Origin of the sequence: Natronomonas gomsonensis (assembly GCF_024300825.1) — an archaeon.
GTDB classification, from domain to species: Archaea; Halobacteriota; Halobacteria; order Halobacteriales; family Haloarculaceae; genus Natronomonas; species Natronomonas gomsonensis.
In genome coordinates, this window is the sequence record NZ_CP101323.1 from 2,160,648 (window position 1) to 2,171,204 (window position 10,557).

Here is a 10,557-nt window from a genome sequence, read left to right on the forward strand (position 1 = left end):
TGTAGCGGCCCGTTCACCGGAAATAGTGTCTAATACACAGAACTTCTACAGAGTCGACGAAGTGAAACGGCAGGTCAGCGCCGGCGGAACAGCACGCCCAACGCGAGCAGGGCGGCGATTCCGGCACCGACACCGAAGCCCGTACCGGCGCCCTCAGTGGCCGTCGGCGTCTCCGTCGCGTCCCCCGGCGTCTCCGTCGCGTCGGGGTCGACCCCCTCGATGACGGCTGGAGCCGACGCGACGCTGCCGTTCGTCGCGACGAGTTCCTGTTCGCCTGCCGAGTCGATTGTCACGACGAGTTCTCCGTTGGCGTCGGTTTCGCCGACAGTCTCGTTGTTCCGCTGAAGGGTCGCTCCCTCGACGGGTTCGCCGTAGGCGTTGAGGACGCGGACGCGGGTCGTCTCACCGACGACGACGCGGGTGTTCTGCGGTTCGACGGTGAGCGTCGGCACCCGCTGGGTCGTCATCTCGATTTCGCGGGCGCCTTCGGTCACCCGGAGAGAGCGCGAAGAGGAGACGTAGCCGTCCTTGCTCACAGTCACGTTGTATCGGGTGTTGACGGGTACCGACAGCGAGGCGGTGCCGCCGGAACTGCTGACGCTGGCCTCGAAGTTCTCGGCGTTGACCGAGACCCGGACGTCGTCGAGGGACTGTGGGTCTTCGAAGTGGTCGTCGACGACGCTCACTTCGAAGTTGACGCTGCCACGCTCCAGAGTGAAGGACACCGGCGTGTCGACGCCGACGTCCTCGGTGCTCGTCTCCCGGAAGTAACCGGGCTTGACGACGGCGATGCTGTACTCGCCCTGTTCGATGATGTCCGTCGAGAACGTGCCGTCCTCGTCGGTCCAACCCTCGGCGGCGGTTCGGCCATCGCGTCGGAACTCGACGCGTGCGTCCTGAAGGGCCCGGTCGGGGGAGTCGGTCACCGTCACCGTCGCGTTGCCCTTCTCGGAGACGCGAAGCGTCACGTCGCGTTCGGTCGCCTCCTCGATGACGAGCGGGTGGTTCCGGACGTACTCCTCGTGTTCGACATCGAGTTCGACGGTCTCGTCTTCGGGAACGTCGACGAAGGCTCGCCCGTTGCTCGCCGTCGTCGCGGTCCGTTCGCCGTCCTCCCAGCTCGCAGTGATGGTCGCACCGCCGACGGAGTCGTTGGCCTGGTCGACCACCGACACGGTCAGGGTCACCTGTGACCCCGATTGGGCGGCCGCTCCGCCGACCGCGCCGGCGAGGAGCCACCCTACCATCGACAGTGCGATGAGAACACGTAACGTATTTCGCATACGATAACAACAGCGGGCTGGAACTTAGTTTCGCCGGCTGAGTTGAAAACGAACTAAGAGGTCAGAGCCGGCGGGCCGCGATGAGTGCCGACCCCAGCGCCGCAAGCGCCGCAAGCGCGCCGAAGCCGGCGCCATCACCGCTGGTTTCCTCCGGCTCCGTCGGCGTGTCGGTTCCGTCTCCCTCCTCCTCGACGGGCGTCGCCGTCGCCGTGGAACTGTCCTCTTGGGCACTCTGCATCGACACCGCGCGTTCCGAGAAGTGGTCGATGCCGATGGCGACGTTCGCCGTCGCTTCGGCGCTCGAGGACTGAGAGACGTAGTAGCGCGGTTCGTCGCCCTCCATCGCCGACTGCTCGACTGCGCTGTAGGAGTCGGCCTGTGCGGCCGCCTCGCCGTCGACGAACACTTCGATGTCCTCGGCGTTGTCGAAGACGGACTCGGAGACGCTCGTCAACACGACTTTCCCTTGGCTCTGGGTGCGCTCGACGGTCATGTTGACCTCCTCGCGGCTCTGGCTTTCGACCTCGACGGCGGTGTCTTGGCCGTACTCGACGACGCTGGCGGTGGCCGCGCCGGCCTCTTCGCCCGTCTCCGCCGACTCCTGGAGGTACACTTCGGCGGTGGCGGTGCCGTTCTGAATCATCCGCTCTTGTTGTTCGTCGTCCTCGGAGCGCTCGCCGTCGTCGTACTGCCGGTAGACGAGTTGGCTGCCCTCCTCGACTTCGGCGGTGACGTTGCCCTCCTCGTTGACGACGACCTCACCGTCACCGACGACGATGAACGTCCCCTGGCTGCCGTCACCTTTCGTCACGACGACGCGCTCCTCACCATCGGCTTCGGCCTCTGCGTCGTTCGAGAGGTTCGCCTGCACCATCTGGGCGCTGTCGTTGGCCCGCACCTGAAAGATACCCCGGGCGTTGTCGTGGGCCTGCATCGCCGCGCCGCTCTCGAAGCCGAGACGGACGCTGGCGTCGGCCTCGGTTCGGGTCTCGACGGCCGAGCCGACAATCGAAGTCGCGGCCGAGAGACCCACGTCGAGGCCGATACCGGCCTGACTGCGCGCCTCTTCCGAGGACTGGACGCTCATGTTCTCGACGATGACCGCATCGCCGACCGCGTAGTTCGAGACGGCACTGCCGGTCGTGGTGAACTGGACGTGGCTTCCAGCGTACGCTTCGCCTTCCGCATCGGTAGACTGTGCCGCTGCAGGCGCGGCGGCCGCCCCCACGAGGGAAACGACCAACAGCGCCGACAGCACCACTGCTCTATGTCGCATATCAGGCGGAAATCACCGCGTGAAAATAAACTTCTTGGCCGAACGAAATGTTTCGGCTCCGCGTTACAGTCGGCGGGTCGCCAGCAGGGCCACACCGAGGGCGGCCACGGCCGCGAAGACGCCGAAGCCGGCACCGTCGCCGCCGGTCATGCCGCCGTCGTCGCCGCTGCCGTCGCTCTGCATCGACACGTCACGCTCGGAGAAGTGGTTGACACCGATTGCGACGTCGGTCGACGCCTCGGCGCTCGACGACTGAGAGACGTAGTACGCCGAGTTGTCGCCGCCCTGTGCGGCCTGTTCGACTTCGCTGTAGGAGTCTGCCTGTGCGGCGGCTTCACCGTCGACGAGGACTTCGACGTCCTCGGCGCTGGAGAAGGCCTCGTCGGAGACCGTCGCGAGGACGACCTTCCCCTCGCTTTGGGAGCGCTCGGCGGTCATGTTGATGGTGTTCTCGCTGCGACTGGTCACCTCGACGGTGGTGTCCTGGCCGTACTCGACGACGCTCGCGGCGGCCTCTTCACCCTCGTCGGAACCGTCCTCGGCGCTGTCCTGTCCGCTCTCGGCGGCGGACTCGACGTACACCTCGGCGGTGGCGGTGCCGTTCTGAATCATCTGCTCTTTCTGTTCGTCGTCCTCGGAGCGCTCGCCGTCGTCGTACTGCCGGTAGACGAGTTGGCTGCCCTCCTCGACTTCGGCGGTGACGTTGCCCTCTTCGTTGACGACGACTTCACCGTCGCCGACGACGATGAACGTCCCCTGGCTGCCGTCCTCCTTGGTCACGACGACGCGCTCGTCGCTCTCGGATTCGGCTTCGGAGTCGCTACTGAGGTTGGCGTGTACCATCTGGGCGCCGTCGTCAGCGCGGACCTGGAAGATACCCCGGGAGTTGTCGTGGGCCTGCATCGCCGCACCGCTCTCGACGCTGACCGTCGCGCTCAGACTCGTCTGGGAGGCGAGTTGGAGCCCCGCACCGCTGAACTCCGTCGCCGTCGACAGTCCAGCGTCGGCACCGATGCCGGCCTGACTGCGCGCCTCTTCCGAGGACTGGACGCTCACGTTCTCGACGATGACCGCGTCGTTGACCGCATAGCCGGTCACTGCGCTGTTCTGCGTCTGGAACTCAACGTGGCTCCCGCTGTAGGCCTCGCCGCTCTGGGTCGCTGCTGCGGGCGCGGTGGCCGCCCCCACGAGAGAGACGACCAACAGCGCCGACAGTAGTGTTGCTCTGAATTTCATTGGCAACTTGTTGGGAGTTGAGACAGTGGCATAAATTTCGTGGCCATTCGTGGGTCATATTACCACGGCCGCTGCGGGCCGAACGCGAGGCGTTGCGGGCGTGAGCCGCAACCGTTAAAGTGTCTGACTGACTAGTCAGTCAATAATGGTTGAAGAGACGCGTGACCGAATCATGGAGGCGACCTACCGGGCGCTCTGTGAGCACGGGTACGCCTCGCTGACGATGCAGGACATCGCCGACGAGTGCGACTGCAGCAAATCGCTGTTGCACTACCACTTCGACACGAAGGAGGACCTGCTGGTCGCGCTGCTGGCACACCTCATCGAGAAGTTCGACGAGCGCGTCTCGCCATCCGACGAGGACCCCCGCGAGCAACTCGTCGATTTGGTCGAAATATTCTGCTTCGGCGACGGCCGCGCGCGCGCCGACCACCGGGCGTTCCACACCGCGCTGTTGGAACTCCGAGCGCAGGCGCCGCACAACGACGCCTTCCGAGCGCAGTTGGCCGAAAACGACGCACAGGTACACGCGACCGTGACCGCGGTCATCGAGCGTGGCATCGAGAGCGGCGCGTTCCGCGAGGTCGACGCCCGCCGGACCGCCGCCCACATTCTCGCGGCGATTCAGGGCGCCCGGATTCGGTGGGTCACGTTGGGCGACGACGACAGCATCGAGGCCGTCCACGATGCGCTCGTCGATGACCTCATCGACGGCTGGCTGGTGGTCGAGTGAAAGACCGGTCAGTCAACGTCACGGACGGCGAGCTGTTCAAGCCGCTCGTCGTCCTCTCGGCCCCCATCGTCGCCGCACAGGTCCTGCAGGTCGGCTACAACCTCGCCGACACCTTCTGGGTCGGCCAGTTGGGCGCCGACGCCGTCGCCGCGCTGTCGTACGCGTGGGCCATCGTCTTCCTGATGGTGAGCGTCGGCGGCGGCCTCACCGTCGCCGGAACCGTCCTTGTCTCCCAACACAAGGGGTCGGGCGACTTCCGGCAGTCACACCACGTCGCCGGACAGACCGTCTCGTTCGTCTCCGTCGTCGCAATAGTCTTCGCCGCCGCCGGCTACCTCTCGGCGCCGTATCTGCTCGCCATCGTCGGTGCGACCCCCGGCACCGCCGCCCACACCTACGCCACCGACTACACCAGAGTCGTCTTCCTCGGGGTCATCTTCATGTTCTGGTTCTTCATCTTCGATGCGCTCATGCGCGGGTGGGGCGACACGAGGACGCCGCTGTACCTCATGGCCGGCAGCGTCGCGCTCAACGTCGCTTTGGACCCGTTTCTCGTCTTGGGGTTCGTCGACAACCCGATGTTCGCGTGGACGGGCACCGAGTCCCTCCAGACGACGCTGTTCGCACTGACCGGCTTCGAGGGCTACGGCGTCAAGGGCGCGGCTATCGCCACCGTCATCGCGCGCTTCTTCCCGGCGGTAATCGGGCTGTACCTGCTTCTGTTCGGCGACGTGGGACTCTCGCCGGAGCTTTCGGACTTCCTGCTCCAGCGGGAAACCGTTGGGAAAATCCTCGACGTGGGTGCCCCCATCGGCGCCGAACAGGGGCTCCGCTCGGGTGGCATCGCCGCGATGACGGCCATCATCGCGCTGGCCGGCGACGACGCCGTCGCCGCCTACGGCATCGTCAATCGCCTCGCGTCGCTGCTGTTCCTCCCGGCGCTCGGCTTCGCCCGCGGCACCGAAACCGTCGTCGGCCAGAACCTCGGCGCCGGCCACACCGACCGTGCCAAGCGGGCCGTCTTCCTCGCAAGCGCGACCGTCGCCGGGGCGTTTTTCGTCGTCGTCGCGGCCGCCTACCCCTTCGCCGAGTCCATCACCGGCGTCTTCCTCCCACCCGGCGACGACGCCGCGGGAACCGTCATCGAGTACGGCGCAGCCTACATCCGCATCGCCGGCCCCGCATACGTCTTCCTTGGGGTGTTTCAGGTCGTGTTGGGCGGATTCCGGGGGTCCGGGTCGACCAGGGCGGCGATGTTGCTCTCCGTCCAGGAGTTGTGGCTGTTCCGCATCCCGCTTTCCTTCGTCTTCCTGACGGCCTTCGGGTGGGGCGTCGTCGGCGTCTGGTACGCCGTCGCCATCTCCTTTGTGGCCTCGGCGCTGACGACCGGTGCGTGGTTCCTCCGCGGGACCTGGACCGGCAGCGTCGTCGACCCCGAGGACGTGGACGCCCCCGGCGGGCTGGAAGTCGCCGACGACTGACGGTTAGGTTCGGTCGAGCGTCTCCGCGACGGCCCCGACCTCGTCGCTCGAAAACGCCGGCAGTGCCTCGGGCGTCGTCCTGACCAGCGCGTCGGCGGCGATGGCCCGGCGCAACGCCGCCTTGACGCCGTCGTCGAGACCGGCGAGGAAAGCGCCGGCGAAGGCGTCGACGGCACCGGTCGAATCGACCGAATCGACATCGGGGCGCTCGAAGCCGTGGACCGTCGAGTCGTGCCACGCCGTGGCGTCGGATGCCCGACACAGCGCCACCGTCTCCAGGTCGTGAGACGACGCCAGGGCGTGGGTCACTTTCGAGGGTTCGCCGCCGCGGTCGAAGACGGCCTCGACGGCGTCTGCGGTGCCGACCAACACGTCGACGGCGGGCAACAGCCCTTCGAGGGTCTCCCGTGCGGAGTCGAGGTCGTGCCACCCTCGGGTGTCCAAGACGCCGAGTGCCGTCCTCGCGCCCGCATCGCTTGCAGTCTTGAGGAACTTCGCGGTCGCACCGGCCAACCCCGTCGACGCCCGTGGCGTCGCGGCGGTGACGTAGGCAGTGTCGGCGGCCTCCACGCGGTCGGTCGGAATCGAGTCCATCGTCAACCCCTCAACGACGGCGTTCCCGAGGTCGTCGATGCGGGCGTCCGGACGCGGCGTGCGGCCGCGCTCGAAGAACGTCAGCCCCTGTCGACCCGCGACGGTGTCGGCGACGACTTCGACGCCGTGGCCCCGGAGTTCGCCCTCGACGCGGGCGCCGAGCGGTCCCGCCGGAAGCCGCGAGAGCCACACCGGTTCCGCGCCGAGTCGGCCCGCCGCCGCCGCGGCGTTGCACTCCGGCCCGGTGACGCCCACGTCGAGCGTTTGGGCCGTTTCCAGCCGTTCGCTCCCCGGCGGCGCGAGTTCCAACGCGGCCGCACCCAGCGTGACGAGTTCCATGGTCGGGACTCACGGCCCGAATACAAATCAGTCCCGGCGGCCGCCGTGGCCGGGGTAGTCCCGCTCGAAGCGGTTCTCGATTTCCTCGCGCGGGAGTTCGATAATCGTCGGCCGGCCGTGCGGGCACGCGTAGGGGTTCTCACAGTCGTCGAGGGCCGCGAGCAACTCCGCGACCGTCCCCTCCCGCAGCGAGGTGTTGCCCTTGATGGAGGGGTGACACGCCAAATCGCCCAGCAGGTCGTCGACGACGGCTTCGACGGTTCCCGTCGGGTCGCCCTCGACGAACTCGCCCAGCAAATCGCGGGCCAGTTCGGCCGCCTCGGCGCCGAGTTCCTCCGCGAGGAGCGCGGGCACCGTCGTCACCGTGACGGTTCGGTCGTCGGCCCGACGGACCCGGAACCCAAGTCGGGCGAGCGCCTCGCTGTGGTCGTCGAGAAGCGCCGCCTCCCGGGCGGTGACCGCCAACTCGACCGGGTCGGCGAGCGTCTGGGTCGTCACGTCGCCGGCGAAGCGCTCGCGCAACCGCTCGTAGTTCACCCGCTCGTCGGCGGCGTGTTGGTCGATCAACAGCAGGCCGTCGGCGCTCTCACAGACGAGGTAGGTGTCGTCGAACTGTCCCAAAACCGACAGCGACGGGAGTCGGTCGAACGTCTCGGGGGCCCCCCGCGTCTCCTCGCCGTCGAAGGTCCGCTGAGTGGGTCGGTCGCGGAACCGGCGGTCGACCGTATCGGCGGTGCTCCCGTCGTTCGCCGAGTCCGCAGTCGACGTCTCGCTATCTGTCGAATCGGGTCCGGTCCAGGCGGGTGTCGGCCGACTGTCGTTGTCGTCATCCACATCGCTCCCACGCGAAGCGGAGGTGGGTGTGGAACCACCCCCCGCTTCCGGTCGAGTGTGGTGTCCCGAGTCGGTCAATTCGGCGTCGGCGTCCCGGCCGCCGTCGCCATCGTCGCCCGCCGGAATCTCCGTCTGTTCGGGCGCCGAGCGGCCCCGCGGCGCCGACGAGCGCAACAGGCCCTCGTCCAGCAGCGCCGCCTCGACAGCCTCTCGGACCTGCCGGCGGACACCCTCGCTGTCGGCGAACAATACTTCGAGTTTCCGCGGATGGACGTTCACGTCGACGCCGCCCGGCGGCACGTCGATGTCGACGACTGCGAAGGGATAGCGGTCCGGCGCCAACTGCGTCCCGTAGGCGTCGACGACGGCCTCACGGACGGTGCTCGCGGTGACGTACCGACCGTTGACGAGCGTGGTCATGTACTCCCGGCCCGCGCGGTTCGTCTCGGGATGGCTGATTAGTCCGTCGACGCCGGCCAGCGGGCCGCCGTCGTCGTGGTCGGCCGCTATCGGCACCATCGAGGCGGCGACCTCCCGGCCGTACACCGCCATCACCGCGCTCCGTCGGTCGCCGTCGCCGGCCGTCGAGAACGATTCCCGGCCGTCGTGTTCGAGCGTCACCGACACCGCGGGGTTTGCCAGCCCGTAGCCCGCAACGACCGACTGGACGTGGTCGAACTCCGTGGCGTCGGTCTTGAGGTACTTCCGTCGGGCTGGAACGTTGCCGAAGAGGTCGGTCACCTCGACGGTCGTCCCTTCGGGACAGCCGACGGGGCCACACTCTTGGACATCGCCGCCGGAGACGACGAGTTCGGTGCCCCGCGACCCGCCGCGGGGTTTCGTCCGGATACACAGCCGAGCGACCGAACCGATGGCGTGGAGTGCCTCCCCCCGAAAGCCGAGCGTTCCGATGGAATCGAGGTCGGAGATGTCGCGGAGTTTGCTCGTCGTATGTTCGCGGACGGCCTTCCGCACCTCGGCTTCCGACATCCCGACGCCGTCGTCGGTGACGACGATGCGCTCTTTGCCGCCGGATTCGACGCCGACGGTCACTCGCGAGGCGCCGGCGTCGAGGGCGTTTTCGAGGAGTTCCTTGACGACCGAGGCGGGGCGCTCGACCACCTCGCCGGCGGCGATTCTGTCGCGCGTGTCGTCGTCGAGTTCGCGGATGTCGGGGCTCATCGAACGGATTCATCGACACCTTCGGCCGCCGCGGCATAAATGTCCGCGCTCCGCACACGGCATCGTGTTTAGTTAAGTGAATTCCACCAGACGGCGAAGGCTTGCAGCCATGTTTCTGCCGTCGTCGGCTGCACGTGGCTAAAGCTATTACTAAACGAAGAAGTTCGTCGTTTTATCTCTCTAAAGATACGTTCGACAGCATTCCGATTTCCATGCCGGATCGTCTGAAATCGGAGCCCTGCTCGGCGGAGTGCTGCCGCTAAATGTTTGGCGTAATCGACGAGAAACACGGCGTCAGAGACGTCGTGTTTCTCACGAAGTTCCTGCAGAAATCGCTGTGTCAATGCAGTTGTAGTGGTCGTAAACAGCCGTACGTGCAGGAATTTGTTTGTCTCTGGATCGACAGCGGCGTACAGCCAAAACTGCTGACCGTTGATTTGGATCACCGTTTCGTCAAGCGCAACGTGATCCGGACTGGTATCGTCGGCTGGCTGTAGATCGGCTTTCTGCACCCAATCGTGAACGGCTTTTCGTGACCGTTCGACACCGAACTTCTCAAGTTCTCGAATGGTATTCGAAAGTGATAGACCAGCCAGATGGAGTCGAATACCGAGCTTCATCAGCTCGCTCGGTGTCCGCTCTCGCTCCACAAAATCTAACTCGATCCAGTCGCTACAACCGCTGAGGCGTGTGATTTCTGCCATAGACACTCAGAAAATCACCACGCCTCACTCTTCATCCTTAACTAAACACGACCGCACACGGGCCGGGAACGCTTTTCACGACGGTCGCCGATGACCGACTGTATGATAGTGATGCACGCGGGGTTACCCATCGCACCGGATAGCCGCGAGGACGCCCTCGAACTCGTCGAAGAACTCGCCGTCGAATCCCGCGCCGAGGACGGCGTCATCGACTACCGCGTCACGGCCGACATCGAGGCGCCCAACACCGTCCGCGTCATCGAGCAGTACGAGGACGGCGACGCCGTCGACGCCCACATGGGAAGCGACCACTTCGAATCGTTCCAAGCGGAAATCGCCGCCCACCTCGCCGGCGAACCCGAGTTGTACCGATACGACGTGGATTCGAAGACCCAACTAATGTAGGATAGGCGACCGGAGTCGGCGTATGCTCGCGCCCGGCCCGACGCTCGCACTTCTCGGCAGCGGCGGCTTCCTGCTTTTCGGCCTTCTCACAGGCGTCTGGAAGTACCGACACATGTGGCACTCCGAGGACGCCGACGCCCCGTTCTACGTCGACACCGCACACAGAGCGTCGCTGCTGTACGCCTTCGCCGCGCTCGTCATCTACGAGTTCGCGACGTTCAGCCCTTACGGAGCGGCGGTGACGGTCGCGGCGGTGGGTGTCCCGCTGTTCTTCTTCGCCGCCGCCGTCGCCAGTTACGTCGTCCACGGCCTGCTCCGGGATACGGACAACCAGTTCCGCGAACCGCACCGCCTCGGAGAGCGCGAACTGCCGCCATGGGTCGTCAACGTCGCGATGTGGCTGCTCGTCGTCGGCGAAATCGGGGGCTTCGGCGTGCTGTTCGTCGGCTTCGTTCAAAGCGTCGTGGTGTGAGTTCCGACCCGGAACCGC

The 10,557-nt window shown here is 66.3% G+C and carries 10 protein-coding genes; 4 read left to right on the forward strand and 6 right to left on the reverse strand.

Features of this window, described 5'->3' with window-relative positions:
- Positions 1-74: 74 nt before the first annotated feature.
- The 3 genes from NMP98_RS11590 to NMP98_RS11600 form a co-directional block, all read right to left on the reverse strand.
- Entirely contained in the window at positions 75-1,283 is a 1,209-nt protein-coding gene (locus tag NMP98_RS11590) for a carboxypeptidase regulatory-like domain-containing protein (protein WP_254857783.1), read from the reverse strand.
- Between the two features lie 61 nt (positions 1,284-1,344).
- On the reverse strand, positions 1,345-2,559 hold the full coding sequence (locus NMP98_RS11595; RefSeq protein WP_254857785.1) for a hypothetical protein: 1,215 nt from the start codon (positions 2,557-2,559) through the stop codon (positions 1,345-1,347).
- A gap of 63 nt (positions 2,560-2,622) precedes the next feature.
- The gene (locus NMP98_RS11600) at positions 2,623-3,795 is read right to left on the reverse strand and encodes a hypothetical protein (RefSeq protein WP_254857787.1); all 1,173 of its coding nucleotides are present in this window, start codon (positions 3,793-3,795) and stop codon (positions 2,623-2,625) included.
- Between the two features lie 145 nt (positions 3,796-3,940).
- Here NMP98_RS11600 and NMP98_RS11605 point away from each other — a divergent pair, with 145 nt between their 5' ends.
- Both NMP98_RS11605 and NMP98_RS11610 read left to right on the forward strand, forming a co-directional pair.
- Positions 3,941-4,528, forward strand: coding sequence for a TetR/AcrR family transcriptional regulator (locus NMP98_RS11605; RefSeq protein ID WP_254857789.1), 588 nt, complete (start codon positions 3,941-3,943; stop codon positions 4,526-4,528).
- Positions 4,525-6,009: an MATE family efflux transporter gene (locus NMP98_RS11610; protein ID WP_254857791.1), complete on the forward strand. Its 1,485-nt coding sequence runs from the start codon at positions 4,525-4,527 to the stop codon at positions 6,007-6,009. Before NMP98_RS11605 ends, NMP98_RS11610 begins: the two co-directional genes overlap by 4 nt.
- Positions 6,010-6,012: 3 nt before the next feature.
- Here NMP98_RS11610 and NMP98_RS11615 read toward each other — a convergent pair whose 3' ends face one another.
- The 3 genes from NMP98_RS11615 to NMP98_RS11625 form a co-directional block, all read right to left on the reverse strand.
- Entirely contained in the window at positions 6,013-6,942 is a 930-nt protein-coding gene (locus tag NMP98_RS11615; protein WP_254857793.1) for a PfkB family carbohydrate kinase, read from the reverse strand.
- A gap of 27 nt (positions 6,943-6,969) precedes the next feature.
- The gene (mutL, locus tag NMP98_RS11620) at positions 6,970-8,958 is read right to left on the reverse strand and encodes a DNA mismatch repair endonuclease MutL (protein ID WP_254857795.1); all 1,989 of its coding nucleotides are present in this window, start codon (positions 8,956-8,958) and stop codon (positions 6,970-6,972) included.
- 68 nt (positions 8,959-9,026) lie between these two features.
- Positions 9,027-9,662: an IS6 family transposase gene (locus tag NMP98_RS11625; RefSeq protein ID WP_254857797.1), complete on the reverse strand. Its 636-nt coding sequence runs from the start codon at positions 9,660-9,662 to the stop codon at positions 9,027-9,029.
- Positions 9,663-9,764: 102 nt separating this feature from the next.
- Here NMP98_RS11625 and NMP98_RS11630 point away from each other — a divergent pair, with 102 nt between their 5' ends.
- Together NMP98_RS11630 and NMP98_RS11635 are read left to right on the forward strand one after the other, a co-directional pair.
- Positions 9,765-10,067: a putative quinol monooxygenase gene (locus NMP98_RS11630; protein WP_254857799.1), complete on the forward strand. Its 303-nt coding sequence runs from the start codon at positions 9,765-9,767 to the stop codon at positions 10,065-10,067.
- A 22-nt stretch (positions 10,068-10,089) separates the two neighbouring features.
- A complete protein-coding gene (locus NMP98_RS11635) occupies positions 10,090-10,539 on the forward strand; it encodes a hypothetical protein (RefSeq protein WP_254857800.1) in 450 nt (149 codons plus the stop codon).
- Positions 10,540-10,557 lie beyond the last annotated feature (18 nt).

Excerpts from the sequence above, each read along its gene's own strand:
- mutL (WP_254857795.1), bottom strand. The coding sequence starts at position 8,958 with ATGAGCCCCGACATCCGCGAACTCGACGACGACACGCGCGACAGAATC.
- NMP98_RS11615 (WP_254857793.1), bottom strand. The coding sequence starts at position 6,942 with ATGGAACTCGTCACGCTGGGTGCGGCCGCGTTGGAACTCGCGCCGCCG.
- NMP98_RS11635 (WP_254857800.1), top strand. The coding sequence starts at position 10,090 with ATGCTCGCGCCCGGCCCGACGCTCGCACTTCTCGGCAGCGGCGGCTTC.
- NMP98_RS11590 (WP_254857783.1), bottom strand. The coding sequence starts at position 1,283 with ATGCGAAATACGTTACGTGTTCTCATCGCACTGTCGATGGTAGGGTGG.
- NMP98_RS11605 (WP_254857789.1), top strand. The coding sequence starts at position 3,941 with ATGGTTGAAGAGACGCGTGACCGAATCATGGAGGCGACCTACCGGGCG.
- NMP98_RS11595 (WP_254857785.1), bottom strand. The coding sequence starts at position 2,559 with ATGCGACATAGAGCAGTGGTGCTGTCGGCGCTGTTGGTCGTTTCCCTC.
- NMP98_RS11600 (WP_254857787.1), bottom strand. The coding sequence starts at position 3,795 with ATGAAATTCAGAGCAACACTACTGTCGGCGCTGTTGGTCGTCTCTCTC.
- NMP98_RS11625 (WP_254857797.1), bottom strand. The coding sequence starts at position 9,662 with ATGGCAGAAATCACACGCCTCAGCGGTTGTAGCGACTGGATCGAGTTA.
- NMP98_RS11630 (WP_254857799.1), top strand. The coding sequence starts at position 9,765 with ATGATAGTGATGCACGCGGGGTTACCCATCGCACCGGATAGCCGCGAG.